This is a genomic window from Pseudoalteromonas sp. Bsw20308, from assembly GCF_000310105.2.
GTDB classification, from domain to species: domain Bacteria; phylum Pseudomonadota; class Gammaproteobacteria; order Enterobacterales; family Alteromonadaceae; genus Pseudoalteromonas; species Pseudoalteromonas fuliginea.
The window spans coordinates 2352905-2378165 of the sequence record NZ_CP013138.1 but is presented as its reverse complement, the minus strand read 5'-3'; the positions used below and the strand labels follow the sequence as shown (position 1 = coordinate 2378165).

Genomic DNA, 25261 nt, shown 5'->3' with positions numbered 1-25261 from the left:
AGCAATCGATTAGTAGATTGCTTGTTTTAAAATGGTTTTTTAAGTGCATCAGTAAATTGGTTGATAAGTTGGATTTCACAGATTTTATAACTAATAGCCGCAGTTGTTGCATTAGGGAGTTTTAATAAATAACGCCATTGGCAAGCGCTTTCTATGTATTTTTCATTATTACTAATGCTGCGCATAAATAATGGAAGTATTTGGGTATTACCTGTACTTTCTTGTGATGTAGTGAGTTCGTATTTACGCTTTTGTATCCAACTGCCTTGCACTAGTTTTGCTTTATTTATTTGTGTATCTAGACATTGTATATAACGCTTAGCTTCATCCGTGGTTGCTTTTTTTACTAAAGTACACGCTTCATCAGCAAAACTGTATTGGCTAATTACTAACAGTACAATTGCAGTTAGCCTTAATAAATTATTACTTTTTATCATTATAATTAAACTCTAAAATAAATTGAGCACCGCCCAAGTTATCAGCTTTAGTGATAGTGAGAGTACCGTGATACGACTTAACTAAATCAGATACAATTGCCATACCCACACCGTGTCCGCTTTCATATGTATCTAGGCGTGTACCACGAGTGAGTAAAGACTCGCGTTTGTCTTCTGGTACACCAGGACCATCATCGCTAATACCAATACACAGAGTTTTACTTTGGGCTACTTGTATTTCGACTTGTGAACGACATGCTTTACAGGCGTTATCAATTAAATTACCCAATAGTTCCATTAAATCGGTTTGATCACCTAAAAAGTAGTCTTTATCTGTTACTGTGCAACTAAAAATAATATCTTTATCACGATACACTTTTGCCATAGCACTTAAAATAGAATCGAGAACTGGCTTAATTGGCGTTTGTTTCTTCCAAGTATCAGAGGCACCGGTTGCTGCGCGTTTTAATTGGTGCTCGATCATCACATTAATACGGTCAAGCTGCTCTTGTGCATCTGCATCATTAGCCAGCGGGCTTGATTTCAAAACAGCTAGTGGTGTTTTAAGCGCGTGTGCAAGGTCGCTCAATGAGGCTCTGTAGCGCTCTTTCTGACGTTGTTGAGAATCAAGGAGTAAGTTTAAATCGGACTTAATAGTTTGCAACTCAATGGGGTATAACCCTTTAATTTCTTGGATATCGCCAGACTCGATCGCTTTTATTTCTTTATCAAGTCGTTGCAGTGGCCGTGCACTCCAAATAAAACCAACCGCCATAAGACCTGCGATTGCAATGCCCATTATAAACATCCAATCAACAAGTGTTTGCTTAAAACCGTCCATTAAACGCAGTAGGGCATCGTTACGTTTAACTAATATGAAGCGTGCCTGTTCTGATTGATCTATGTTGTTTAAAATAACAGTAAGGCTAAGTTGCCAGTACGCAGTGTTTTTATATTCAACTCGTCTAAAGTCCGCTGCACCTGCTTTTGTTTCTACTTGTTGAGGTACAAAATTAACATTAACTGCTGATTCAGAATGCCAAATGGGTTCATCGTCACGATAGATCATTGCGTAGGTATCGGAGTTTAGTCTATTTAACTCAGGCGCTAAAATTGTACTTGGCATAATAATGCCATGCTCAGTAAAGTCGACTTCAGATATAAGCGAGTATAGCTGTGCTTCGAGAGTTTTTTCTGTCGCATCAACAAGTGAAGCGTAATACGCTTTGCCAATTGAATAAAACAGGATTGGGAGTGCGACTAATAAAACAAAGACAAGGATAAATCCTTGCCTTATTTTTAACGATATTTGCGGTATTACCACTGACTTTTAAGCCTGTAACCGCGCCCACGTAGTGTCTCTACTGGGTTTAATACACCTTCAGGGTCAAGTTTCTTGCGTAAACGCAGTACAAATACTTCGATAACATTTGAATCAAGGTCAAAATCTTGATCGTAAATGTGCTCAGTCAATTCTGATTTTGAGATTACTTTTTGCGGGTTTACCATTAAATATTCAAGCACTTTATATTCGTAAGCGGTTAGGCTGAGCTCTTTATCATCAACCCAAACTTGCTGCGAGCGTGTATGGATTTTGATTGGGCCTGCTGTCATTTCTGGGTTTGCCTTACCGGCACTACGACGAATTAATGCATTACAACGTGCAATAAGCTCTTCAACGTGAAATGGTTTTGTAAGATAATCGTCTGCGCCAGCATCTAAACCTTCTACTTTGTCCTGCCAGCGATCACGCGCTGTTAAAATTAGAATAGGGATAGTAATACCTTGTGCACGTGCTTTATTAATCAGTTCGATACCGTCTATTTTAGGTAAACCTAAATCAACAACGGCCATATCAAGCGGATATTCAGTAATATGGAAAAGACCTGCTTCACCATCGTGGCATAAATCCACGCTGTAACGTTCTTTTTCTAAAGCATTACGTAGGTTATCTGCTAAATGTAAATCGTCTTCTATAACTAAAATTCGCATCGGTTAATCCTTTTTTACTTCGCCAGTTTTTTTATTTATATGTAAATCGACGACATGGCCGTCAGATTTGAGTATTCGCACTGTATAAAAGTCAGTTTGTTCAGAAATCTTAAGCGTTTTACCGTTAATGGTTTTTTTTGCGAGTATTACAGCCTTTTTTTTGCTTACTTCAGCTTTAGCCGTTGGATTTGTGGCTGTTGTATTTACTTGAGAAAAACTAGCAAAGCTAGTACAAGCAATAAAAGTAAGACTTAATAATATGCGCATGATAGAACCCCTAGACCAAACACACTTAGTTTAATTAACTAAGTTACTAAAATTCAAGTAAAAACACTAAATTAGCTTTTACTTTAACAATTTTAATTAAAAACCCGTGAACAAACCCTGAACTATGTTAATAAGCGATTATTTATAGTTAAGCAGGGAACACTTTTTTAAATGGTTTAACAACAGTATTTTCATATACGCCTGCGGCAACATACGGATCAGCCGCAGCCCATTCACGCGCGGCTTCTATTGAATCAAACTCAGCCACAACGAGTGAACCGGTAAAACCAGCCTCTTGAGGATCTTCACTGTCAACTGCTGGAAAAGGACCTGCAGTAAATAAGCGATTTTGTGAATCAAGCTCATTAAGACGTTCCAAGTGTGCTGGGCGTGCTGCTTTTCTAAGCTCTAAGCTGTTTTCAACATCTGTTGAGTGAATCATGTACAACATAAGAAATCTCATAAAAATTGTTAAATTTGATTAACGCAATACTATCACAGCGTTGAAAATTGGTGAATTAAAAGCGTATTTAGGCAGGTTTACACTTCGATTTTATTTTTACACTGTATTTGCTTGAAAATATCTGTGTAACACTGGTAGAGTCGCTGAAATATACAAAATAATAAAAAGGTTTTATGCATGAGCGATAATAGAGAGCGATTTAGTTCCCGTCTCGGATTCATACTAGCGGCAGCAGGTTCTGCTGTGGGTATTGGTAATTTAGTTGGTTTTCCTGTTTCTGCTACCAAAAATGGTGGTGGCGCATTTTTATTAATTTATGCTTTATTTGTCGTATTCATTTGCTTACCTGTCATGATGGCTGAAATGGCAATGGGCCGTAATGCTCAAAAAGATCCACTCGGCTCGTACAAGTTGTTGGCAAACAATGACAAAAAGTGGAAGTTTGCAGGGTTTTTAGCTGTGCTTACACCATTTATGATTGCAGTGTTTTACATGGTAATTACAGTGTGGATTTTCGGCTACTTAATGCAAACTGGTTTGGGGAATTTAGATTTACTCGCTGAACCTAGCCATTTTGGTGTTTTTATTAACAGCTACACTGTTTTTGGTTACATGGCGGTAGTGGTAATTATTGTTAACTTAATTTTATTAGGGGGTGTTAAGCAAGGCATAGAAAAAGCCGCTAAATTTCTGATGCCAGCACTTCTAGTCATGCTTCTTGCTTTAGTTATTTATGTATTAACACTTGATAATGCAATGGCAGGTGTTAAATATTATATTATCCCTGATTTTTCTAAAATGAGTGCAAGCGTACTTAATGGGGCGCTAAGCCAAGCATTTTTCTCGTTGTCGTTAGGTATGGGTATATTAATGACTTACGCGTCGTATATATCTAAAAAAGATGACATTGTAAGTAGTGCAAAAATGGTAGCAATTACTGACTCGTTAGTCGCCTTTGTCGCAGGTCTTATGGTATTACCGGCTATATTTAGTTTTGATCCAAACACAGACCCATCAGCACTTTCTGATTCGTCAGTGTCGATGATTTTTGTGTATTTGCCGAAAATATTATTAGCACTGCAAAATGATATCGGATACGTAGGCGCATCAATTGTAGCATTCTCGTTTTTCTTGTTGGTATTTTTTGCTGCAATTACGTCATTGGTATCTATTGTTGAAGTACCGACAGCCACATTAAGCGACCGCAAAGGAATTAGCCGTAAAAAAGCATTGGGTATTTTAACACTTACAACTGGCGTGCTAACTATTTTATGTACTATGTCGTTTGGTATGATTGACAGCCTTACCTCGTTTACCAGTTATGGCGGTGTAAATAAGAGCTTTTTTGATATTATTGTTGATGTATTCTACGACACAATTTTACCGCTTAACGGCTTAATGGTGTGTTTGTTTGTAATGTACCGCTGGAAAAAAGCACGTTTAACACAAGAGCTAAGCTTAGGCTCGCCTAATTATGCTGGTAGCTTAATGGAAAAATACGTTAATTTTTCACTTTCAACGTTTATTCCAATTATTTTAGCGGTGATATTTATAAATACAGTCGCGACTAAGTTTTTTGCTCTAAAAATATTTGGCTTTTAAATACAGACCCAATTATATAAGCCGTACTTGTTGCGGCTTTTTTGTATGTAAATTTAAATAAAGGTTACTTTAATTAAATGCGCCTGAGTCGAGGTAGCTGCCAATGCCAAGGGTAAACATCCAAAGCCCCCATAAGCTATGCTCAATAACGCACACAAAGGTTGAGCGGCTTTTTGCGTAGGTATAAGCAAACAGTAAGCCACCTAAAAATGCTAAGGCTACTGCAATCCAATTTGCATACACAATATGCGCCAACGCAAATACACTCGCACTAACTACAATACGCACTGCTTTTTTTGGCATGATGCGTTTATAACGATGAAAAAAATACGTTCTGAATATTAATTCTTGAGGAATAACCGACAGTATTGGGTAGAGCACCAACAGTAAAAGCCAATCATTAAACGAGTTACGGGGAAGGGTAAACCAGTTTCCCTGATGAATAATCCCGTAAAACATACCTGAGAACAGCGCACCTAAAAAAAAGAAGCTAAACACACGCTTTTTAACAGCAGAAAATTGCCCAAGGCTTGTAAGCCTAAACCGTTTAAAATGAGGATCGCCCAGTAGCAACATACAGCACACACTCATAAGTATAATAAGCGCAGGAATAAGCCAGTTTGCTAAATGCTCACGTAATCCAAAGCCCAACAAAGGCAGCAATACAAAAATGAGGGTAAATTCAAACCAGCGGTATTGATTAGCGTTCAAGGTCGTCTCAACTTGCTTTTTTTAATAAGCTAGCAAGCTAAGACGACACTTTTATGACGAGGGGGCTTACTTTGCAGGCTCTTCTTCATCAGGGAAGTATTTATATAAGGCGATAATAGTGGCAAAAATGCTTACAAAAGTAATACCCATTAAACCAAACACTTTAAAGTTAACCCAAAAGTCGAGCGAAAAATTATACGCAATATAAATGTTTAGTGCCGCTATACCAGCAGTTATAGCAACCCACATTAGGTTAAGCTTATCCCATAATGGTTCTGGGACAACAATGGCTTGTTTTGTATCATTAGCATTTTCGAGGATTGAGCTAAGCGCTTTTTTAACGAGATTTTTATTAAGTACATAACGGCTAACAAGTAACGTTAAACTTAAACCTGCATATATCAGTGTTGCTTTCCATTTAATGTATTGCTCATCATGAAGTACCAGCGTTAACGTACCAAACACAGCCGCAATGCCAAAAAATATCCACTGACGAGTAGGTACATTGCCATGTTTAAAGTAGCTATAAGCAACTTGAATGAGCGTAGTGGCCATTAATAAACCGGTAGCCCAATAAATATCGACGAGTTTAAACACTGCAAAAAACAGTATGAGTGGAATGTATTCAATTAATGCGTGCATAGTCTACCTAAATTATACAAAAAAGAGTCAAAGGCTTTTTACCACATAAAGCTTAGCAACTACAAGGTTGACTTGTTGCCCTGTAACCCTTAGCCTGCGTGGCTTTATTACCAATTTGGTTTGGTATTTTTCATATCATCATATTCCCACGCTTAACCAACACTGATTTGGCGTGTATTTAGGAGCCTAAAATGAATAAAGCAGAACTCGTTGCTGCCATTGCACACAAAAGTGAATTAACAAAAAAAGATTCTCAAGCGGCACTTTCAAGCTTGCAAAAAGTCATTACTAAATCGCTTTCTGAGGGCGATCAAGTTCAAATTAATGGCTTTGGTACCTTTGCGCTAAGTTATTACCCAGCGCGTACTGGGCGTAACCCACAAACAGGGGCTGCAATTGAAATAGAAGGCGCAAATAAAGCGGTTTTTAAACCCGCGAAAGCGTTAAAAGATCTGCTTTAAATTTATTTAAGGTTTTAAACCTCGTATTGATAGATAAGTTACATGAGCGCGAAGTAAATTCGCACCTACGGGTATATGCTGTAGATCAGGATTACACGTCGCGTTTAATGGCTTTAAATTACATGAGCGCGAAGTAAGCGCACCAATGGGGAAATATGCTGTAGGTGAGGTTTTATACCTCGCTTTTGGTGGTGTAAAATTACATGAGCTGGAAATAAAGTAGCACTTATGTACATTATTCATAATCTCTAAATAATTTACATGGCAGCATAAACTCTATTACAATTTACTCCTTTATTTTCAATTGCTTGTTATCGGCACGCATCGTGCTTTTTTGATTGTGTATTTTAAATATAACTTTTAAGAAAATAAGGAGATCTCAATGAGTACATTACAAACAAGCACACGTTTACAAGGCAAAAAAATTGCAATTTTAGCCACTGATGGATTTGAGCAAAGTGAGCTTTTATCTCCACGCAGCGCATTACTTGATGTTGGTGCAAACATCGAAATAGTATCAATTAAAGAAGGCCAAATTACTGGTTGGAATGAAGACAAGTGGGGCGATAAAGTAACAGTAGATAAATTAGTTACAAATGCAGACCCCGCTGATTACGACGCGCTTATGCTTCCTGGTGGTTTATTTAATCCAGACAGTTTACGCCAAGATAAAGATGCTAAAGCCTTTATTGATGGATTTTTTGGCGCAGAAAAAAACAAACCCGTTGCTGCTATTTGCCATGCGCCGTGGTTGTTAGCTGAAATTAATAAATTGCGCGACCGTACTATTACCTCTTTTCCAAGTATTAAAAGCGATTTAATTAATGCAGGTGCTAATTGGGTTGACCAAGAAGTATGTGTAGATAAAGGTTTAGTAACAAGCCGAAGCCCAGCTGATTTAGAAGCATTTAATGCTAAATTTATTGAAGAGATTTTAGAGGGTAAACACCAAGCTCACTAATTTGCTTTTTTTAAAAAAAAGGGCATTTTAAAATGCCCTTTTTTAATGCGTAAATTTACACTTTTTATAATGCGGTTGCGGCTTTCATTTCACTAACAAATGCTTTTAACTGCGTTGTCATTGCGTCTAAATCGTTAAGGTTAGCTTCAATAATTTTAACTACAGCAGAGCCTGAAATAGCACCTGCTGCGCCTGCGTTAAGTGCGGCTTTTACATCATCTGGTGTTGAAATACCAAACCCTAAAAGAGCAGGAGCTGCATGGTATTCTTTTAATTTAGTGACAATATTACCCGCTGGCATTTGTGCTTTAGCATCGGTACCGGTAACACCAGCGCGCGATAGTAAATACGTATAACCACGACCGTAAGAGGCGCATTGGCGAAGTGTGTCATCATCTGCATTAGGTGTTGCAATAAAAATTGGGTCTACACCGTTATCCATTGCCGATTTTCTGAATATTTTAGATTCATGCAAAGGCACGTCAGCCACTAAAATAGAATCTACGCCTACCGCTTTTGCATCTTTGTAAAATGCTTCTATGCCGCGCTTAAAAACAAGGTTTGAGTAGAGTAATAATCCAATTGGAATATCGGCGTTGTACTCGCGTATTTCTTTAATGACATCAAAGCAATCTTGCGTGTTAATGTGCACATCAAGTGCGCGAATATTAGCTTTTTGAATTACAGGACCATCCGCAATCGGGTCAGAAAACGGAATACCAAGCTCAAGTGCATCAGCGCCGCCGTCAATTAGGCTTTTAATAATCGCAACACTTTGCTCTTTACCTGGGTCGCCAATCGTTACAAATGGTACAAACGCACCTTGTTTTTGCTCGTTAAGCGCTGCAAACATTTTGCCGTAACGATCCGTTTTTACTTGGCTCATAGCTGACCTCTTTCAGTTAGTACATTGTGAACGTGTGCTAAATCTTTATCGCCACGACCACTCAAATTAATCACTATAACACTTTCCTCGGTTTGCTCTTCTGCGTATTTAAGCGCATAAGCTAACGCATGGCTTGATTCAAGTGCTGGAATAATACCTTCATTTTTAGCAAGCGACTGAAACGCATCAAGCGCTTCTGTATCGGTAATACCCACATATTGAGCGCGACCAGTTTCGTGTAAAAATGCATGCTGAGGACCAACAGCTGGGTAATCAAGGCCTGCTGATACAGAGTAAGACTCTTCAATTTGGCCATCGTCATTTTGCATAATGTACGTATAAGTACCGTGTAATATACCTTTAGTGCCTTTACAAATTGTTGCACCGTGCTCATTTGTATCAAGCCCCTTACCTGCAGGCTCAACACCAATTAATTTAACGCCTGGCTCGTCAATAAAGTCGGTGAACATACCAATTGCGTTTGAACCACCACCAACACAGGCAATAACAGCGTCAGGTAAACGACCTTCGGCTTTAAGTACTTGTTGTTTGGCTTCTTCACCAATAACTTTTTGATACTCACGTACAATTGTTGGGAATGGGTGAGGACCTGCGGCTGTACCTAGTAGGTAATGCGCGTCTTGATAATTTGCTGACCAGTCACGCAGCGCTTCATTTACTGCATCTTTTAATGTGCCAGAACCCGCTGTAACAGGAATAACTTCTGCGCCCATTAACTTCATTCTAAATACGTTTGGTTGCTGACGTTCAACGTCTTTTGCGCCCATATAAATACGACATTTTAAACCCAATAATGCACATGCAAGCGCGGTTGCAACACCGTGTTGACCTGCACCGGTTTCAGCAATCACTTGTTTTTTACCCATGCGCTTAGTAAGTAACGCTTGGCCAAGTACTTGGTTGGTTTTATGTGCGCCACCGTGTAATAAGTCTTCACGCTTTAGATACAGTTTTACTTTTGGGTTTTTAACTAAATTGCGCGTTAAAGTAAGTGGGGTAGGACGACCCGCATACTCGTTTAATAATTTACTTAGCTCAGCCTGAAACTCAGGATCTTTTTGTGCTTTGTTAAATTCGTTTTCTAACTGCTTAAGCGCAGGGACAAGTAACTCGGGTACAAACATACCGCCAAACTCGCCAAAATAAGCTGGATTTTGCATTTTAACCTCAATAATTTCTGATGCTTGTAAAAGCATTATGTAATTTGTTAGGGCACTTTTTACCCGCAGATTCTTCAACGCCTGAGTTTAAATCAAGGCCTAAGGCACCTTTAAAAAGCGCATCTTTAATATTGTCTGGATTTAAGCCTCCAGCGAGCATAAATGGAGTGGTTGCATCATGAAGCACCGACCAATCAAATGCTTTACCTGTACCGCCAGCTTGTGTATCGCTGTGTGTATCGTAAAGATGTCGGTCAACGCCATTTACAGGCGTTGGCAATGCATCTTTTATTGCTTGGGCTTTCCAAATCTCGCAGCCGGTAGGTAACTGTGTACGCAGCTGAGCGATGTAATCGTCACTTTCTTGACCATGTAATTGAACTGCCGCCAATTTTAGCACACTTGCGTATTGAGCAACTTGCTCAATGGGGGCATCTACAAACACACCCACAAAATTAAGCGGGGCACTTTGGCTTAGCTCTTTTGCGCAATCTAAATCAACATAGCGAGGCGATTTAGGATGAAAAATTAAACCACCATAAACAGCACCGTTTTGATATGCCGTTTGTGCATCTTGGCTACGTGTTAAACCACATACTTTATTGTCGCCTAAAATAACACGGCGACATGCTTGCTCTAAATCACGCTCGCCCATAAGTGAGCTGCCAATTAAAAAGCCATCGCATAATGGAGCTAAACGTTTTACGTCTTGATGGGTATAAATACCCGATTCCGAAATAACCACTTTATCAGCCGGAATAAGCTTTCGTAGTTTTTCAGTAGTGGCTAAATCGGTGCTTAAATCGCGTAAATCGCGGTTATTAATACCAATAATTTGTGCATTAAGCGCAAGTGCGCGGTGTACTTCTTCTTCATTACTTACTTCTGTTAACACCGACATATTAAGTGAATCGGCAACAGCATGCAGTGCTTTATAGCTCTCGTCATCGAGTACTGAAAGCATCAGTAATATAGCGTCACCGCCATAAATACGCGCCATATATACTTGGTACTCATCTATAAAAAAGTCTTTACAGATAAGCGGTTGTTCTACTTGGCTGCGCACAAATTCAAGATAGTCAAAACTGCCTTGAAAATATTTAGCATCAGTTAACACGCTCATGCAGGTGGCGTATTTTTTATAAACTGAGGTAATTTCGGTTAAATCAAATGGCTCTCTAATTAACCCTTTTGAGGGCGATGCTTTTTTACACTCTAAAATAAACTGTGTGCCTGGGGCTGCTAATGCTTTGTAAAAACTACGGCTTGTAGGCACTGCAAGGTGTTTAAAGCTTTCAAGCGGGCGTGCGGCTTTACGCTCAATGAGTTCTAATTTTTTATCAGCAACAATTTTGTCTAATACATTAGCCATTACTTACCTCAATAATTGCATTTAGTGTGTTCATGGCTTGCCCTGAACTTAATAATGTTTGTACTTGTTTTGCCCCTTCTTTTAACGTTTCTGCTTTACCTGTTAGGTATAAAAGGGCAGCTACGTTAACCACAATAGCAGCATTATGTGCATCTGTGCCTTTGCCTTGCAAGATGGCGAGGCTAGCATTTGCGTTGTATTGTGGGCCTTCACCAGCGAGTTGTTCAAGTGAATAGTTTGCAAGGTCGAAGTCGCTTGGGTTTAGCGTGTACTGTGTAAGCTCGCCATTATTTAGCTCAACTACCGTTGTTGGACCGTGTAGAGCTATTTCGTCAGTGCCCGAGCCGTGAACAATCATAGCGCGCTTTGTGCCAAGGGTTTTAAGTGTTTGTGCCATTGGCATACATAACGCTTCGTTATACACACCTAACAATTGCACATCAGGTGCTGCTGGGTTAGCAAGCGGGCCTAAAATATTAAAAATAGTGCGTGTTTTAAGCGCTGTACGCACGCCCATCGCATGGCGTACGCCACTGTGATAGTGCGGTGCAAATAAAAAGGTAAAATTGGTTTGCTCAAGGCATTTTGCTGCCTGCTCTGGGCTCATATCTATATTAATGCCCAGCGCTTTTAGTAAGTCGGCAGAGCCTGAATTACTCGATACACTGCGATTACCATGTTTTACCATGTTAATGCCGGCAGCAGCGGCAACTATGGCTGCTGTTGTGCTTATATTAATTGTGTTTGAACCATCGCCGCCAGTGCCACAGCTATCGGCAAGTTGTGTACTGCTGGTAGTAAAAGCAACAGCGTTTTCGCGCATTGAGGCTGCAGCACCTGCTATTTCATCGCTTACTTCGCCTTTAATTTTAAGGCTTATTAGTAGGGCAGTTAGCTCAATCTCGCTCATGTTACCTTGCATTATTTCATCAAACAGTGCTTTGGCGTCTGCGTAGCTTAATGATTGCCCTGTAATTAGTTGTTCAATAGCGTGTTGAACATTTATGGGTTGTTCTGGTTGTGTACTCATAATGTCCTCTTTTATTTGGCGCGTGTTAAGTAAGCGACACTTTGCTGAAGTAGCATTGCGCCGTTTGGCGTCAGTATTGATTCTGGATGAAACTGGTAACCCAATGTGTTGTCATCATGATGATAAATAGCCATTGGGATATCTTCGTACTGGGCAATAACCTTAATATTATCAGGCACTTTTTTTGCCATTAATGAATGGTAACGTGCTACAGGCATTGTATTGCCCATACCATCAAATACAGGATGTTCGCCTAAATTAATAATTGAAGACTTACCATGTACGGTTTCACCCGCGTGACCGATTACTCCGCCATAGCTTTGTGTTAACGCTTGTTGGCCTAAACAAATGCCTAACATTGGGAAGTGGCCTTTAGAGAGTTCGATAAGCTCCATTAAACAGCCTGCATCGCTTGGTGTGCCAGGACCAGGGGAAAGTACTAAGAGTACTTGGCCTTGCTCTTGGCGCATTTTATTAAAAATAACCTCAGCGCTAATGTTGTTTCTGTAAACAACGAGTTCGCAGCCAAGCATCGTTAGCTCATCAACTAAGTTATATGTGAATGAGTCAAAGTTATCTAAAAAATAGATTTTAATAGGATTCGCTTTGCTCATTTTATACCGCCTTATACGTAGATTTTATGGCGGTGATAACCGCTTGTGCTTTAGCGCGAGTTTCGTTTGCTTCTGAAATAGGATCTGAGTCAAACACCACACCTGCACCTGCTTGCACGTAGGCTATGTTATTTTTAACAAAAGCTGAGCGAATAACAATACAGCTATCCATTGCGCCATCACCGGTTAAGTAACCAACAGCGCCGCCATAACTGCCACGGCGTTTCCCTTCTGTTTGACGTACAAGCTCAGCAGCACGTACTTTTGGTGCACCAACAAGGGTGCCCATGTTCATACACGCTTGGTAAGCGTGTAGTGCATCAAGTTCTGGTTTTAATGTGCCAACAACGCGTGATACTAAATGCATTACCTGTGAATAGCGGTCTACTTTTAATAACTCTTTGGCAAAACGCGTACCTGCAACACTGATGCGGGCTACGTCGTTACGTGCTAAATCAACGAGCATTAAATGCTCGGCGCGCTCTTTTTGATCGTTTCTTAGTTCCAACTCAATGCGGCTGTCTAGGTCTGGGTTTATTTGCCCGTTAGTAAATTTGCCGCGCGCTCGAGTACCAGCAATTGGGTAAACTTCTACTTGCTGATTACTTACGTCGTACTTAAGGGCCGACTCAGGAGACGCGCCAAATAATGCAAAGTCTTCATCGCGCATATAAAACATATAAGGGCTTGGGTTTTGCTTTTTAAGCTGGCTATACGCATGTAAAGAATCAGGGCAAGGTAGTGAAAATGTACGCGACGGCACTACCTGAAAAATATCACCATCTACAATGTTCTTTTTAAGCTTAACCACTTGCTCGCAGTAAGTGTCATCGTCTATATCAACGCTTACCTCACATTCGCCACTTTGCATATCCGCACTAAATTCTGCTGCGTTATCGCAAAGTGTATTTAATCGTTCTAACTCTTTACCTACTTCAAAGCAGTTAGCGTGTACGTCTGGGCCATTAAATACATTACCAATGAGCTCAGTTGTTTGCTTTTGATGATCAATAACAACTAAGGTTTCGGCTAAGTAAAATACGTAATCTGGGCAGGTATTTTCACCATCAGGTACATCACTTAATTGCTCAAAGTTTGCCACCATATCGTAAGCAAATACGCCGCCTAAAAATACCGAAAATGGATTGTTAGTTGTGCTTTTAATACTGTTGATACACGTACGTAGTGCGCTAAATGCGTTATCAGCAACGAGCTTGCTCGCTTCGTCAGTATCGCCGCTAGTGTCTAAATAACAAAGGGTAAGTGTTTCGCCGTCTAAAGTGGCATCACAGCTTTTAACATTTGCCTGCAAGTAGCTAAGTAGTTGTTGCCCATTATTAGATTGAGCATTAATAGTGACTGTTTTACCTTGGCATACGATGCGCAGTGCACAGTCTACTAAAATTAAGCTTTTTACACTGTCTTTAGAATCAATCTCAGCCGATTCAAGCAGTAGTGAGTTAGGCTTATCAAGTGCCGCGTATAATGCAAGAGGGCTACTAATATAGTCGCGTACTTGCGTAATGCTTGTTACTTCGCCTGGTGTGGTAGTTATATGACTAAAAATCAAACCTCATTCCCTCAAAAAATTAAACCCCGCAATGCTTTTGCAATGCGGGGTTTGAATAACGATATCTAAATTACAAACAGATCATTACCGTCCCGCTATATCAGGCGCCACCACCAACGATGTGTAAGAGTAAGACCGTTATTCATGTTTTTCTGCCTCAAAATTTATTAAATATTTTTAACGTATATGTTTCGTAAAATTTAGTTATAAAAAAACCCGCACAGTTGCGGGTTTTGAATTTTTGTTAGACACGACAATTCATCACCCGAAAATTACGAGTGCCACCACCAAATAGTGTTTAAGTTTGAATTGATCATTATTGTTAATTCTTAATGTGTCTGAAAGTGGCTACAGTAAAACGTATCTTATGCTTTTGTGTCAAGTGTTTATTTAAAACAATTTAGTCAAAAAAGTTGTTATACTTACATAAACACCAGTAACCCTTAATTTTAAGCAGTTTTCTTTTGATAAAATATGATTTACATAGCCATACCACACATTCAGACGGGCGTTTAACGGTTGAAGAATTATTGCATCGCGCTGTTGATAAAAATATTGATGTGTTTGCTATTACCGATCATGACACTGTGGCAGCTATTAAGCCTGCTCAGCAATTTATTAAAGCAGAAAACTTACCGCTTTCATTAATAACGGGTACCGAAGTGTCTACCAAATGGGAAAGCTTCGAAATTCATATTGTAGGTTTAAATATTGATATTAATAATATTGACCTTACCTCTTTATTATCAGCTCAGCAGCAAAAGCGAGAAGAGCGTGCGCTAGAAATTGGCGCACGCCTTGCAAAAAATGGATTTGATGGCATTTACGAGCAAGCTAAAGAGCTGGCAAAGGATGCGCAAATTACGCGCGCACATTTTGCACGCGCCCTTATTGAGCGCGGTGTAGCTAAAAATTTCCCGGGTGTTTTTAAAAAGTACTTAGGGCGTGGTAAAACAGGCTACGTGCCAAGTTGCTGGTGCACTATGCAAACCGCTATTGAAGCAATACATGCCGCTGGTGGTGTTGCTGTACTTGCGCACCCAAGTAGCTATCAAATGTCAAACAAGTGGCTACGCAAATTATTAGTAGAATTTAAAAGTGTAGGAGGAGACGCAATGGAAGTTGCACAACCTCAACAGGCGCCAAGCGAACGTCAATTTTTAGGTGAACTCAGCCGTGAGTACGAACTACTTTGCTCGCAAGGGTCTGATTTTCATTTTCCGACAAGCTATTTAGAGCTTGGCAAAAATTTATACTTACCGAAAGACTGCCAAGGTGTTTGGCAAGTTTGGGAAGGACAAGAAGGGGCATTAACATGAGTCAATTATTCCATATTCATCCTGATAACCCGCAACCAAGATTGATTAGTCAAGCCGTTGATATTATTAAGCAAGGCGGTGTTGTTGTTTACCCAACAGATTCGGGCTATGCCATTGGCTGTAACATTGGTAATAAGCAAGCCAAAGAGCGCATAGAGCGTATTCGTGGTATTGAAAAAAACGATAATTTTACGCTAGTTTGCCGTGATTTATCGGAGCTATCTACTTATGCTCGTGTAGATAACCAGCTATTTAGATTAATTAAAAATAATACGCCAGGGCCTTATACCTTTATTTTTAAAGGCACAAAAGAAGTCCCTAAGCGTTTATTAAACGACAAGAAAAAAACCATTGGCATGCGTGTAATTGAACACCCAATTGCTTGTGCGTTACTTGCCGAACTTGGCGAGCCGCTAATGTCGTGTTCTTTAATTTTACCAGGGCAACAATTTACAGAATCAGATCCTGATGAAATATTAGAGCGATTAGATAAGCACGTTGATTTAATTATTCACGGTGGTTACTTGCCAGAGCAAGCAACCACAGTAATCGATTTGTCAGAAGATGAAGTTCAAATATTACGTGTTGGCTGTGGTGATACAAGCCCGTTTGAGTAATAACAAGTGAGCGAAAATACTGCTGATACAAAAAGTAGTGAAAAGCCAGTGCAGCAAAAGCTGCCACTGGCTTTTTTGCATGGTAAAGCGGTTGTAGATAAACCAGAAGACTTATATATTCCGCCCGGTGCGCTCGAAATAATATTAGAAACCTTTGAAGGCCCGCTCGATTTACTGCTTTATTTAATTAAAAAGCATAAGCTTGATGTGCTCGACCTTTCTATTTTTAGTATTACAGAGCAGTATGTAAGTTACGTTGAAATGATGACCGAGTTTCAACTCGAACTTGCCGGTGAATATTTAGTTATGGCCGCGTTACTTGCACAAATTAAGTCGCGCTTATTACTTCCTGTACACGAAGAGCTTGAAGAGGAAGAAGACCCTCGCGCTGAGCTTATTAAACGTCTACAAGAATATGAGTTATTTAAAAAAGCCGCCGAAAACCTCGATGATATCCCCCGTGTTGGGCGTGATATTTTTATAGCGCATGCCGCTATGCCAATAAATGAAGACACAAGTCAAAACCTCCCCGATATTGAACTTAAAGACTTAATGCTGGCGCTGAGTGATGTAATGGCGCGAGCAAAAACGTTTGAACATCATCAAATTACTGCCGAAGTACTCTCAACCCGAGAGAGAATGAGCCAAATATTACAACAGCTATCGAAAGCAAATTCAGCAGTGGTGTTTAATGCGCTTTTTACGCCTGATGAAGGGCGTAGTGGTGTGGTAGTTAGTTTTATAGCCATGCTTGAACTCATTAAAGAAGGACTTGTTACTTGTTTGCAAGTAAGCCCAGAGAGCTTAATTTATGTCAGCTTGAGCGAGCAATCCACTCTATAAACTTATCTGTTTAATCCTCAACTTCTAAAACTGACTTTAATTATCAAAGTTCTGTGCGTATACGCACGTAAAGTGTTTGTAAATGTTATTTTCATTTAAGGCTATGCACTATATTGTAACGTCATAGCATTATAGGACGTTACACATGTTTAAAAATACACCTTCATCTTACGGACTTGTCGCCATTATTTTACATTGGCTCATGGCGTTGACTATTTTTGGCCTGTTTGGTTTAGGTTTATATATGGTTGAGCTTACTTATTACGATAGCTGGTATAAAGGCTCGCTCGATTTACATAAAAGCATTGGTATTACGCTTGTGGCCGTATTCTTATTTAGAATTTTATGGCGTGCTTTATCTACACAACCTAAACCATTAGGTGAAAGTAAAGGCATGAACCAATTAGCACATACTGCGCATATTGCTATGTATATTATTTTGGCTGTTATTGTTGTTGCAGGGTATTTAATATCAACCGCAGACGGGCGTCCAATAGAAGTATTTACTTTATTTAATGTATCAGCGCTTGATTTTGCCTTTGATGACCAAGCCGATATTGCAGGAAAAATACATTATTACGGCGCGTGCACATTAATCGGGTTTGCAGTATTGCATGCACTAGGGGCGTTAAAACATCACTTTATCGATAAAGATAAAACCTTAATTAGAATGATCAAACCATTAAAGGATGATTAAAATGAAAAAATTATTAGTAAGCACAGCCGTTTCGGCTGCAATGATGTTATCGGTAACAACTGCTAATGCAGCCGACTACGTAATTGACACAAAGGGTGCTCATGCATTTGTAAACTTTAAAATTAAACATTTAGGTTACAGCTGGTTACATGGCCGTTTTAATACCTTTGATGGTAAATTTAACTACGATGCTAAAAACCTTAATGCGTCGCAAATTATGGTTAATATAGATACAACAAGCCTTGATTCTAATCATGCCGAGCGCGATAAACACCTTCGTGGTAAAGAGTTTTTAAATGTTGATAAATACCCAACAGCGACGTTTAAAAGCACCAGTATTAAATTTGAAGACGATTCAGGTCAAGTAACAGGTGATTTTACGCTGCATGGTGTAACCAAAACCATTACTTTTGAAATTGATAAAGTGGGTGAAGGTAAAGATCCATGGGGTGGTTACCGTGTAGGCTTTGAAGGTGAAACAAGCCTTAAGCTTACCGACTACGGTATTGATTACAATTTAGGGCCAGCCTCTACCCATGTAGATATAGGTTTATTTATTGAAGGTATTCGTCAGTAATATATAAAATACTTAATTATAAACAATAAACAGCGTCATTTTTAATGGCGCTTTTTTCTATAAATACTTATTTTTCTATACGCTCTTGCAATAAAGGCCTTAAATGCTCTGGCAACCAGCGCATTAGCACATCATTATAAGCTGGTGTTTTTTTTATTACTTTGAGCTGCTCATTAAGCATTGCTATATCTTTTGCACCTTGCTCATTTTTAGTGCAACCAATAAAGCCATAACTTAACGCAGGGGATTCGGTTAACGGTCGTTGTGTTAAATTTTTATCAAAATTCATTAATTTAGCTAAATAATAATGTTCGCTTGGGTAACCCAATAAAATATCAATCCGTTTTAAATTAAGCATATAAGTAAGGCTCGCTAAGCTGTCGCGAGTAGGTCTTATTACTAAATCTATATCGGGAGTAGTGTTTATAACCGAATCTATCTCTTTTCCATAAGAACGACTCATTGATATGCCGAGTGTTAGCTTTTTATCACGTATTAAATCTAATAATGACACTTCAGTCGCATCAGGCAATTCAAGTGCGTCTGCAAGCTTGCTATGCATAGCAACAGAAGGTGATAGGCCTGTAGTTGAGCTTTCGTCTGTAAAGTAAATATGCTTTTTTCGGTAATCATTTTTATAAAGAGATAATGCGCAAGTATTATTGGACGTATTTGATAGCTCTTGGATTACTTTTCCCGAAGGGATGATAATTTGATTAAAGGTAATAGCGGGTAGTTGTTTTTCAAGTAGGGATATAATGCTTTCATCGCGGCCTTGGTGTTGATATTGGCCATTTAAAATGTAGTACGGTGCAAAGTCGTGCGTTAACCAATTAATGGTTTTAGCATTACTTACAGGGCTTAAAAAACAAAACATTAAAAAAAGTATACATAAACGGAGCATTACAGCAGTTGCCAATAATTATTATTGTAAAACTATTGTAACCATTAAAGGGCTAAAAAGTAAAATGCCAGCAACGAGGCTGGCAAAATATATTTTCAATAATCGCAATAATAAAAAGCAATTAAAGTTTTGTTTAACTAGCTTTTAGCCATTTAACAAATTGGCGTGCATCACTCGCTTTTTGAAATAATGCATTTTTTAAACCTTGTGTATCACTAAAAATTACACGATGTTTGTTTACTGAAATTGATTGCACTGGATGTGCAATTTGGATCATAGACCCATTATATTTATAAGACATAATAAAACTCACTTTATTCTTGTTATTTATTCTGCGCTATATTTTATAGCTTCGTGCAGTCAATAAATAAACGATGTTGTGTTTAGCTTCATTACAGTGTTGACGATCTTTATGACACTTTTGCGATGATAATAAAATTCATCTCGGTATTATTTAAGGGGTTCTCGCCGTACAATAACTTAGCTTTCAAATATACGTTTTGCGGGGCTTACTGGATCAGGGTAAATGGTTAACCGCGGCGGTTTCTTTAAACCAGAGAGGGAAGGTAACTTATATGTATATTATGTGCAAGCTATTTTTTTATTTATTTATAATACATTTTATCAACTGCCTATGGCCTCCAATTTTATTTACTAAAGGATAAGTATGAATTACCTAATTGCGAGCGATATTTTTGGTTTAACACCTGCTTTTACGCAGTTTACAGAGGGGTTTGACACTAAGGTAACGGTTATTGATCCTTATGATAATGAGTTACAACCTATTGATAGTGAAGAATATAACTACAATAAATTCATACAGAAATGCGGGCATGATAAATACACCGACAAACTTCAAAAATGTTTTGCGCATTTGCAAGCACCAACAACTTGTATCGCATTTAGCGCAGGGGCAAGTGCAGCATGGCGCGCACAGTTATTAACAGGCAATACACACCTTAAAAAGTTAATAGGGTTCTACCCATCACAAATTCGTAATTATTTAGCATTAGATGCAAACGTACCCTGTGAGTTTATTTTTCCTAAACATGAGGTACATTTTAATGTTGATGAAGTGATAGCCATTTTAAATAATAAGTCCGCAGTAAAGTGTAATAAAACAAACTACCTACATGGTTTTATGAACGAGCACTCAGTCAATTTTAATGAGCAAGCGTATAACTATTTTAGCCATTACTTAAAAGTAGCGTTATAGCTGATTGATTTGCGCTTTTGTAATATTAGGAAAGTCAGTGCGGTTATTGTATTGTGCGTATAGAGTAGAAAAAACACTGCTTCTAGATTGTTTATCAAGCTCTTTTATAAACATTTTAGCGTTAGAGCGTGCTGGCCTACAGCATAATTGATACGCCTTTATAACACTTGCCAAAGTTTGCCCTTGTTTTTGCAATGCTAGATCTGCTTGGGCAAAAAAAGCTGCGCCTGTCCAGTAAACACGTTGCTGAGCACGTTGTTTCCACATATCGGCAGAGAGCTTATTAAGTGGCTGTGTTTTAGTTTTGGTTTGCAGGCGGGCACGATCAAACCCTGCATTTAAGCGTTGTACAAACTGCGGCTGGGTGATTATACCGCTGTCACGCATTATTACGTTTTGCATATAACTGGCAAAACCCTCGCTTAGCCAAAAACCGGAGTAGGGAAATAGCGGCAAATATAAATGTGAAAGTTCATGGTATAGCGTCCAATCTTTAGTGAATGCTTTTAAACTGGCGTAACGATCTATATGTAGTTCTAGCCCATCGGGATTATTTCGCTTTACAGTAGCCCAAGGTACTGGCTCAAAAGCAAAATATTGCGGTTTTAAATAAATAGGTAAGGTACTTTGTTTTAGAGGCCCTAACGTATTTTGTGTTTTTTCAACACTTTGATTCACCCAAGTAGACACCGTCCTTTGACCACTACTTGAGAGTGAATTGAGGTTGTGTATTACTACCTCAACGGCTAACGTTTTAAACGAGTTGATTGATAGTAGCAATATAAAAAAGAGTTTCATTAAAGTGTTCCACTGTAATTTAATAGCTAATACGATAAGGCTAATTAAACAAGACCAACTCATGACGTAAATAGTCACAGTTAATTTGTTATTTTTTTAAATGATAGTAACTATAAAAGTACAAATACAGACACGCCTTAATTAGCATGCTTTAATCATATTTATAGAACCTTTGTAGGTGTTAGCAATGCAGTACCAACATATAAATGTGCCAACGCAAGGTCAAAATATCACGATAGACCAATACGGACAGTGGCAAATTCCGTTAGAACCTATCATTGCTTATATTGATGGCGATGGCGTGGGTTTAGATATCATGCCGGTAATGCGCCACGTTGTTGATAGTGCAATTGAACATTGTTACAAAAACGCTCGAAAAATACATTGGATGCAGGTTTATAACGGCGAGCAAGCCGCAAAACTGTATGACGGTGACTGGTTTCCACAAGAAACAATTAACGCAGTACGCGCCTGTAAAATTGCCATAAAAGGGCCGTTAACAACGCCGCTGGGTGGTGGCTTTCGCTCACTCAATGTAGCCCTCAGGCAAGAAATGGATTTGTTTGTAAATATGCGCACTATAAAAGGCTTTAGTGCACTCCCTTCTCCTTTAAAAAATCCTTTTTTAACAAACATAACCGTGCTGCGCGACAGCAGCGAGGATGTGTATTCAGGTATTGAATGGCAAGCTGGCAGTGTAGAAAGCGAAAAAATGCTCGACTTTTTATGCGAAGAAATGGGGGTAACCCGCTTAAGGTTTTCACAAGAATGCGGTATTGGTATTAAAAATATATCTAAAGAAGGCTCTGAGCGACTAATGCGCTTTGCCATTAACTATGCACTTAAAAACGATAGTGAATCCTTAACACTAGTGCACAAAGGCAATGTACTTAAATTTACCGATGGGGCATTTAAGCGTTGGGGGTATGCACTTGCACAAAGCGAATTTAATGCCACTGCACATGAAAATGGGCGTTGGCTGCAAATAGAGCGAGTAAATCAAGCACCTCTAATTATTAAAGAAGTTATAGCCGACAACATGCTGCAGCAATGTTTAATGCACCCAGAGCAATTTGATGTAGTGGTGACGACTAACCAAAATGGTGACTTTTTAGCGGATATGCTGAGCGCACAAGTTGGCGGTGTTGGCATAATGCCTGCTGCAAATTTAAATAACGATGTCGCATTTTTTGAGCCTACACACGGCACGTTTGAACGTATAGCAGGGCAAAATAAAGCAAACCCCAGCAGTAGTATTTTAAGTGCGGTATTAATGCTTAAATTTATGGGATGGGACGAGGCCGCATTACTGATAGAAAATGCGTTAGAGCAAACATTTAAAAGCGGTGAAGTAACCTTTGATTTAGCGCAAGAGCAGAGCGATAACTCAAGTATTCATAACTCGACAACCTTAACTTGTACTGGCTTTGCAAAGAAGGTTATCGAGCACTTTTAAACACATTCATTATTAAGCTGCTGAGGCAGTTTTTACTCTGTGCATGCAAGGGCGGTTGGTTAACTGCGCTGCACGATGGTAAATCTCATGTGCTTGAGGTTCATCGCACTGCGTACCACTAAGCGTATCCATTAACGCAACAACAATAATTGCAGGAACCTGGCAGCAATATTCATCTAAAACAGCTTCTGTCGTTTGCGCATCGACATGGCAAAGCGGGTGGTTTTTAAGTTGGTATGCGTTTAATAATGTATCTACTTCTAATACATCATCTGGCTGATGTTTTGTTTTACGACATTTACAACCAAACTCATCAACTAAAGTAGCTAATGCTTGGTAAGTTTCAGTGGTGTTAGCTTTAGTGCATAACTGCTCTTCAATAAACTGATGTAAATTAGCATCAATAAATAACCCGTCTTGTTGTGTGAAGCTTGATGTTGTCATAATAATTACTCTTAGTTTGTTGGCTTAACTTCACTCTAGCGCTAAGTGTATTATTAATGAAATTGTTGTTTTCAATAACTGATATTGATTTCATCAATAGTAAGTTTTAAAACTAAATAAAAAATAGAAAACATACCTAAATTATACTAATTAATTTGGTGCAGAGTGGTAAAAACGTGCACAAAACTGGAACAAGGGGAGTCATTGAGGAATAAAGATGGACTATTAGTTAATTGTTTTTATTGAATTTTAATTTTTTTATGAAGTTGGTACTAAGCTTGCTAATCATACACTGTAGGTAGACTCCTATATCGACGATTTCCAAAAGCGCCATGGTATTTTCCCAAAGTTGAATACCACGGCGCTTTTTTATTTTCTTGTGTATTTTATTTAGCCGTCACATGAACAATAACAGTAGTAATGTTAAATTTTAATAAAGTAGGGAATAGCCACTAAAATAGCGCCTACAATCAACAGCATGCTAACACTGCTCATAAAATACGGAAATACCAATAGCGATAAACCAATACAAAGTGGTACTACGGCTTTTTTTCTTCGCCCGTAAGTAAGGTAGCCAATACCAATGCCACCAAACAAAACACTCCACGCAATTATTGATGCACTATCCATTTGTAAATTACCTATTTTGAAATACTGATTTAAATTACGACCGACATAGCCAGCTTTTCAATACCATGTGAAGGAGTCCATCTTTTAAATTCCACGAAGCCATGCTTTTTATATAAATTTATTGCAGGAGTATTAGCAACCGCAGTCTCCACTATTGCATGAGATAAATCACTCATTGCTAAAACATAACTTATTAGCTTACTTGCGATACCTTTTTTAAAATGATTAGGATCAACGGTTAAACTACAAATATCTAAACACTCGTTGTTTGTATCTACTTCAATAACGGCTGCTAAACATTCATTTTCGCTGTAGCCATAAAAAGTTGTTTCTGACTTTTTTATACCTTTAATATTACGCGCTAAAGGAGGAAAGTTATGCGCGCCGATCAGTTTAGCCTCTATAGCATAGGATTTTTGAAAGACAGCAAAAATTTTATTTGCAGTATCGTTATTCTTATTATTAAGTTTGTTTATCATTATATTCTTCTAATGAAAGTAAAGCTTGGACATTATACGCGATAGTAAAATACCTGGTGCTTGATGTGATGAAAATAATAATTTATCTATCTGCAATCGTTTTAGCAAACGCTAATAACTCACGTCTTAACCATTGGTGTGCAGGGGCGTGGTGCAGCAGTGGGCTCCATATCATTTTTACTTCAATAGGCACTATTTGAAATGGTACAGGGCTGATAACTAAATCAGTATGAGAGGTTAATAACTTAGCTTGCCTGCGCGGTAGGGTGGCAATAAGTTGCTCTGATTGGCAAAGCAGGCTTGCGACCATGTAGTGGCGAGTAAAAACACGTATTTTACGGGTTTGTTCTAGTTGCCAAAGCGCTTCATCTACCCAGCCTAATTTTTGCTTTCCTGATTTATTAGTAACAGCGGCTTCAGGCCCCCAGCCGGCACGGTTTACCCAAATATGTTCTTTTTGTAAGTAGTCGTCTAACCCTGATTGCTGTAAAAATGTATTTTTAGGATGGGTTAAACAACAGTAATTATCGCGCCAAACACTGGCTTGATGAAACGAGCGTGGCAGGCCATTAAAGCGATTTATTGCTAAATCTATAGTGCCTTTTTCCATATCTTGTAGGTTTACGTCGCTTGGACTTAATACATCAAAATTAATACCGGGGTTTTTACTAAGCTGCGCCGTTATAAAAGGGGCTATTAGGGTCGACTCTATGTAGTCGTTTGCCATTATTCTAAACGTAACTTCAGCCGTTGTAGGGTTAAATTGCTCACTAGGCTGCGTAATAGCTTCGGCCATTTTTAATAGGGCCTCAACTTCAGGCTTTAATGCAAGTGCCTTTGCCGTTGGCGTCATAGAGCCTGCAGCACGCACCAGCAGTGGGTCGTCAAATAAATCGCGCAAACGTTTTAATGCGTTACTCATAGCCGGTTGCGTAAGCGCGAGCTTATTCGCAGCTTTTGACACACTTTTTTCATCGATGAGTACATTTAAGTAAACGAGAAGGTTAAGATCGACGTTTCTTATATTCATAGAATCAATTCTATTTATATGGTTTATTAATTATCTAAATTAAAGCCTGCTTGCTAAGGTGT

The 25261-nt window shown here is 38.9% G+C and carries 30 protein-coding genes; 10 read left to right on the top strand and 20 right to left on the bottom strand.

Annotated features, from left to right (window positions below; all coding sequences use genetic code 11):
* Positions 1 to 26 precede the first annotated feature (26 nt).
* From D172_RS10220 to D172_RS10200, 5 genes are all read right to left on the bottom strand, one after another.
* Positions 27 to 437, bottom strand: a complete 411-nt coding sequence (locus D172_RS10220) for a hypothetical protein (RefSeq protein WP_007375449.1) — start codon at positions 435 to 437, stop codon at positions 27 to 29.
* Complete coding sequence (locus D172_RS10215; RefSeq protein ID WP_007375448.1) at positions 424 to 1761, bottom strand: ATP-binding protein; 1338 nt, start codon at positions 1759 to 1761, stop codon at positions 424 to 426. Before D172_RS10215 ends, D172_RS10220 begins: the two co-directional genes overlap by 14 nt.
* Complete coding sequence (locus tag D172_RS10210) at positions 1755 to 2429, bottom strand: response regulator transcription factor (protein WP_007375447.1); 675 nt, start codon at positions 2427 to 2429, stop codon at positions 1755 to 1757. The genes D172_RS10215 and D172_RS10210 overlap by 7 nt, the downstream gene beginning before the upstream one ends.
* 3 nt (positions 2430 to 2432) lie before the next feature.
* Entirely contained in the window at positions 2433 to 2696 is a 264-nt protein-coding gene (locus D172_RS10205; protein WP_007375446.1) for a PepSY domain-containing protein, read from the bottom strand.
* 148 nt (positions 2697 to 2844) lie between these two features.
* Positions 2845 to 3147: a YciI family protein gene (locus D172_RS10200; protein ID WP_033022975.1), complete on the bottom strand. Its 303-nt coding sequence runs from the start codon at positions 3145 to 3147 to the stop codon at positions 2845 to 2847.
* Between the two features lie 189 nt (positions 3148 to 3336).
* On the opposite strand from D172_RS10200, the gene D172_RS10195 reads away from it, so the two are divergent.
* A complete protein-coding gene (locus tag D172_RS10195; protein ID WP_007375444.1) occupies positions 3337 to 4761 on the top strand; it encodes a sodium-dependent transporter in 1425 nt (474 codons plus the stop codon).
* A gap of 69 nt (positions 4762 to 4830) precedes the next feature.
* Here D172_RS10195 and D172_RS10190 read toward each other — a convergent pair whose 3' ends face one another.
* Together D172_RS10190 and D172_RS10185 are read right to left on the bottom strand one after the other, a co-directional pair.
* Complete coding sequence (locus D172_RS10190; protein ID WP_007375443.1) at positions 4831 to 5472, bottom strand: CPBP family intramembrane glutamic endopeptidase; 642 nt, start codon at positions 5470 to 5472, stop codon at positions 4831 to 4833.
* Between the two features lie 66 nt (positions 5473 to 5538).
* Positions 5539 to 6114: an inner membrane-spanning protein YciB gene (locus D172_RS10185; RefSeq protein ID WP_007375442.1), complete on the bottom strand. Its 576-nt coding sequence runs from the start codon at positions 6112 to 6114 to the stop codon at positions 5539 to 5541.
* 191 nt (positions 6115 to 6305) lie between these two features.
* Between D172_RS10185 and D172_RS10180 the strand changes: the two genes are divergently transcribed.
* Both D172_RS10180 and D172_RS10175 read left to right on the top strand, forming a co-directional pair.
* Positions 6306 to 6575 (top strand): HU family DNA-binding protein, encoded by a 270-nt coding sequence (locus D172_RS10180; protein WP_007375441.1) that lies wholly within the window; start codon positions 6306 to 6308, stop codon positions 6573 to 6575.
* 382 nt (positions 6576 to 6957) lie between these two features.
* Entirely contained in the window at positions 6958 to 7536 is a 579-nt protein-coding gene (locus D172_RS10175; protein WP_007375439.1) for a type 1 glutamine amidotransferase domain-containing protein, read from the top strand.
* Between the two features lie 64 nt (positions 7537 to 7600).
* Here D172_RS10175 and trpA read toward each other — a convergent pair whose 3' ends face one another.
* From trpA to D172_RS10145, 6 genes are read right to left on the bottom strand one after another with little or no spacing between them, the layout of a single operon-like run.
* Positions 7601 to 8422 carry a tryptophan synthase subunit alpha gene (gene trpA / locus D172_RS10170; RefSeq protein WP_007375438.1) on the bottom strand — a complete coding sequence of 274 codons (822 nt, stop codon included), beginning with the start codon at positions 8420 to 8422 and terminating at the stop codon, positions 7601 to 7603.
* The gene (trpB, locus tag D172_RS10165; RefSeq protein ID WP_007375437.1) at positions 8419 to 9603 is read right to left on the bottom strand and encodes a tryptophan synthase subunit beta; all 1185 of its coding nucleotides are present in this window, start codon (positions 9601 to 9603) and stop codon (positions 8419 to 8421) included. Before trpB ends, trpA begins: the two co-directional genes overlap by 4 nt.
* 7 nt (positions 9604 to 9610) lie before the next feature.
* On the bottom strand, positions 9611 to 10975 hold the full coding sequence (trpCF, locus tag D172_RS10160) for a bifunctional indole-3-glycerol-phosphate synthase TrpC/phosphoribosylanthranilate isomerase TrpF (protein ID WP_007375436.1): 1365 nt from the start codon (positions 10973 to 10975) through the stop codon (positions 9611 to 9613).
* Positions 10968 to 12005 carry an anthranilate phosphoribosyltransferase gene (gene trpD / locus D172_RS10155; protein ID WP_002961580.1) on the bottom strand — a complete coding sequence of 346 codons (1038 nt, stop codon included), beginning with the start codon at positions 12003 to 12005 and terminating at the stop codon, positions 10968 to 10970. Before trpD ends, trpCF begins: the two co-directional genes overlap by 8 nt.
* Before the next feature lie 11 nt (positions 12006 to 12016).
* Positions 12017 to 12619, bottom strand: a complete 603-nt coding sequence (locus D172_RS10150; protein WP_007375435.1) for an aminodeoxychorismate/anthranilate synthase component II — start codon at positions 12617 to 12619, stop codon at positions 12017 to 12019.
* A gap of 1 nt (position 12620) precedes the next feature.
* Positions 12621 to 14189: an anthranilate synthase component 1 gene (locus tag D172_RS10145; RefSeq protein ID WP_007375434.1), complete on the bottom strand. Its 1569-nt coding sequence runs from the start codon at positions 14187 to 14189 to the stop codon at positions 12621 to 12623.
* Positions 14190 to 14653: 464 nt separating this feature from the next.
* Between D172_RS10145 and rnm the strand changes: the two genes are divergently transcribed.
* From rnm to D172_RS10120, 5 genes are all read left to right on the top strand, one after another.
* On the top strand, positions 14654 to 15508 hold the full coding sequence (gene rnm, locus D172_RS10140) for an RNase RNM (RefSeq protein WP_007375433.1): 855 nt from the start codon (positions 14654 to 14656) through the stop codon (positions 15506 to 15508).
* Positions 15505 to 16125, top strand: a complete 621-nt coding sequence (locus D172_RS10135; RefSeq protein ID WP_007375432.1) for an L-threonylcarbamoyladenylate synthase — start codon at positions 15505 to 15507, stop codon at positions 16123 to 16125. The genes rnm and D172_RS10135 overlap by 4 nt, the downstream gene beginning before the upstream one ends.
* A gap of 6 nt (positions 16126 to 16131) precedes the next feature.
* A complete protein-coding gene (locus D172_RS10130; protein WP_007375431.1) occupies positions 16132 to 16968 on the top strand; it encodes a segregation and condensation protein A in 837 nt (278 codons plus the stop codon).
* Positions 16969 to 17113: 145 nt separating this feature from the next.
* Entirely contained in the window at positions 17114 to 17665 is a 552-nt protein-coding gene (locus D172_RS10125) for a cytochrome b (RefSeq protein ID WP_007375430.1), read from the top strand.
* Between the two features lies 1 nt (position 17666).
* Complete coding sequence (locus D172_RS10120) at positions 17667 to 18242, top strand: YceI family protein (protein ID WP_007375429.1); 576 nt, start codon at positions 17667 to 17669, stop codon at positions 18240 to 18242.
* Positions 18243 to 18309: 67 nt separating this feature from the next.
* Here the strand turns inward: D172_RS10120 and D172_RS10115 are convergent, their stop codons facing one another.
* Positions 18310 to 19119 (bottom strand): TIGR02285 family protein, encoded by an 810-nt coding sequence (locus D172_RS10115; RefSeq protein ID WP_007375428.1) that lies wholly within the window; start codon positions 19117 to 19119, stop codon positions 18310 to 18312.
* Between the two features lie 160 nt (positions 19120 to 19279).
* Positions 19280 to 19447, bottom strand: coding sequence for a hypothetical protein (locus D172_RS21575; protein ID WP_007375427.1), 168 nt, complete (start codon positions 19445 to 19447; stop codon positions 19280 to 19282).
* A gap of 366 nt (positions 19448 to 19813) precedes the next feature.
* Here D172_RS21575 and D172_RS10110 point away from each other — a divergent pair, with 366 nt between their 5' ends.
* A complete protein-coding gene (locus tag D172_RS10110; RefSeq protein WP_007375426.1) occupies positions 19814 to 20362 on the top strand; it encodes a hypothetical protein in 549 nt (182 codons plus the stop codon).
* On the opposite strand, the gene D172_RS10105 is transcribed toward D172_RS10110, so the two are convergent.
* Positions 20357 to 21160: a hypothetical protein gene (locus tag D172_RS10105; protein ID WP_008138360.1), complete on the bottom strand. Its 804-nt coding sequence runs from the start codon at positions 21158 to 21160 to the stop codon at positions 20357 to 20359. The two genes, D172_RS10110 and D172_RS10105, sit on opposite strands and share 6 nt — an antisense overlap.
* Before the next feature lie 187 nt (positions 21161 to 21347).
* Between D172_RS10105 and icd the strand changes: the two genes are divergently transcribed.
* Positions 21348 to 22616: an NADP-dependent isocitrate dehydrogenase gene (gene icd / locus D172_RS10100; protein WP_007375424.1), complete on the top strand. Its 1269-nt coding sequence runs from the start codon at positions 21348 to 21350 to the stop codon at positions 22614 to 22616.
* Between the two features lie 12 nt (positions 22617 to 22628).
* Here the strand turns inward: icd and D172_RS10095 are convergent, their stop codons facing one another.
* The 4 genes from D172_RS10095 to D172_RS10080 form a co-directional block, all read right to left on the bottom strand.
* A complete protein-coding gene (locus D172_RS10095) occupies positions 22629 to 23060 on the bottom strand; it encodes a hypothetical protein (protein ID WP_007375423.1) in 432 nt (143 codons plus the stop codon).
* Between the two features lie 423 nt (positions 23061 to 23483).
* Positions 23484 to 23690, bottom strand: coding sequence for a hypothetical protein (locus D172_RS10090; protein WP_007375422.1), 207 nt, complete (start codon positions 23688 to 23690; stop codon positions 23484 to 23486).
* 29 nt (positions 23691 to 23719) lie between these two features.
* Complete coding sequence (locus D172_RS10085) at positions 23720 to 24169, bottom strand: GNAT family N-acetyltransferase (protein WP_007375421.1); 450 nt, start codon at positions 24167 to 24169, stop codon at positions 23720 to 23722.
* Between the two features lie 82 nt (positions 24170 to 24251).
* Positions 24252 to 25199, bottom strand: coding sequence for a LysR family transcriptional regulator (locus D172_RS10080; protein WP_008138369.1), 948 nt, complete (start codon positions 25197 to 25199; stop codon positions 24252 to 24254).
* Positions 25200 to 25261 lie beyond the last annotated feature (62 nt).

Excerpts from the sequence above, each read along its gene's own strand:
- D172_RS10220 (WP_007375449.1), bottom strand. The coding sequence starts at position 437 with ATGATAAAAAGTAATAATTTATTAAGGCTAACTGCAATTGTACTGTTA.
- D172_RS10210 (WP_007375447.1), bottom strand. The coding sequence starts at position 2,429 with ATGCGAATTTTAGTTATAGAAGACGATTTACATTTAGCAGATAACCTA.
- D172_RS10205 (WP_007375446.1), bottom strand. The coding sequence starts at position 2,696 with ATGCGCATATTATTAAGTCTTACTTTTATTGCTTGTACTAGCTTTGCT.
- D172_RS10200 (WP_033022975.1), bottom strand. The coding sequence starts at position 3,147 with ATGTTGTACATGATTCACTCAACAGATGTTGAAAACAGCTTAGAGCTT.
- D172_RS10195 (WP_007375444.1), top strand. The coding sequence starts at position 3,337 with ATGAGCGATAATAGAGAGCGATTTAGTTCCCGTCTCGGATTCATACTA.
- D172_RS10185 (WP_007375442.1), bottom strand. The coding sequence starts at position 6,114 with ATGCACGCATTAATTGAATACATTCCACTCATACTGTTTTTTGCAGTG.
- D172_RS10180 (WP_007375441.1), top strand. The coding sequence starts at position 6,306 with ATGAATAAAGCAGAACTCGTTGCTGCCATTGCACACAAAAGTGAATTA.
- D172_RS10175 (WP_007375439.1), top strand. The coding sequence starts at position 6,958 with ATGAGTACATTACAAACAAGCACACGTTTACAAGGCAAAAAAATTGCA.
- trpA (WP_007375438.1), bottom strand. The coding sequence starts at position 8,422 with ATGAGCCAAGTAAAAACGGATCGTTACGGCAAAATGTTTGCAGCGCTT.
- trpB (WP_007375437.1), bottom strand. The coding sequence starts at position 9,603 with ATGCAAAATCCAGCTTATTTTGGCGAGTTTGGCGGTATGTTTGTACCC.
- trpCF (WP_007375436.1), bottom strand. The coding sequence starts at position 10,975 with ATGGCTAATGTATTAGACAAAATTGTTGCTGATAAAAAATTAGAACTC.
- trpD (WP_002961580.1), bottom strand. The coding sequence starts at position 12,005 with ATGAGTACACAACCAGAACAACCCATAAATGTTCAACACGCTATTGAA.
- D172_RS10150 (WP_007375435.1), bottom strand. The coding sequence starts at position 12,619 with ATGAGCAAAGCGAATCCTATTAAAATCTATTTTTTAGATAACTTTGAC.
- D172_RS10135 (WP_007375432.1), top strand. The coding sequence starts at position 15,505 with ATGAGTCAATTATTCCATATTCATCCTGATAACCCGCAACCAAGATTG.
- D172_RS10125 (WP_007375430.1), top strand. The coding sequence starts at position 17,114 with ATGTTTAAAAATACACCTTCATCTTACGGACTTGTCGCCATTATTTTA.
- D172_RS10120 (WP_007375429.1), top strand. The coding sequence starts at position 17,667 with ATGAAAAAATTATTAGTAAGCACAGCCGTTTCGGCTGCAATGATGTTA.
- D172_RS10115 (WP_007375428.1), bottom strand. The coding sequence starts at position 19,119 with ATGTTTTGTTTTTTAAGCCCTGTAAGTAATGCTAAAACCATTAATTGG.
- D172_RS21575 (WP_007375427.1), bottom strand. The coding sequence starts at position 19,447 with ATGTCTTATAAATATAATGGGTCTATGATCCAAATTGCACATCCAGTG.
- D172_RS10110 (WP_007375426.1), top strand. The coding sequence starts at position 19,814 with ATGAATTACCTAATTGCGAGCGATATTTTTGGTTTAACACCTGCTTTT.
- D172_RS10105 (WP_008138360.1), bottom strand. The coding sequence starts at position 21,160 with ATGAAACTCTTTTTTATATTGCTACTATCAATCAACTCGTTTAAAACG.
- icd (WP_007375424.1), top strand. The coding sequence starts at position 21,348 with ATGCAGTACCAACATATAAATGTGCCAACGCAAGGTCAAAATATCACG.
- D172_RS10095 (WP_007375423.1), bottom strand. The coding sequence starts at position 23,060 with ATGACAACATCAAGCTTCACACAACAAGACGGGTTATTTATTGATGCT.
- D172_RS10090 (WP_007375422.1), bottom strand. The coding sequence starts at position 23,690 with ATGGATAGTGCATCAATAATTGCGTGGAGTGTTTTGTTTGGTGGCATT.
- D172_RS10085 (WP_007375421.1), bottom strand. The coding sequence starts at position 24,169 with ATGATAAACAAACTTAATAATAAGAATAACGATACTGCAAATAAAATT.
- D172_RS10080 (WP_008138369.1), bottom strand. The coding sequence starts at position 25,199 with ATGAATATAAGAAACGTCGATCTTAACCTTCTCGTTTACTTAAATGTA.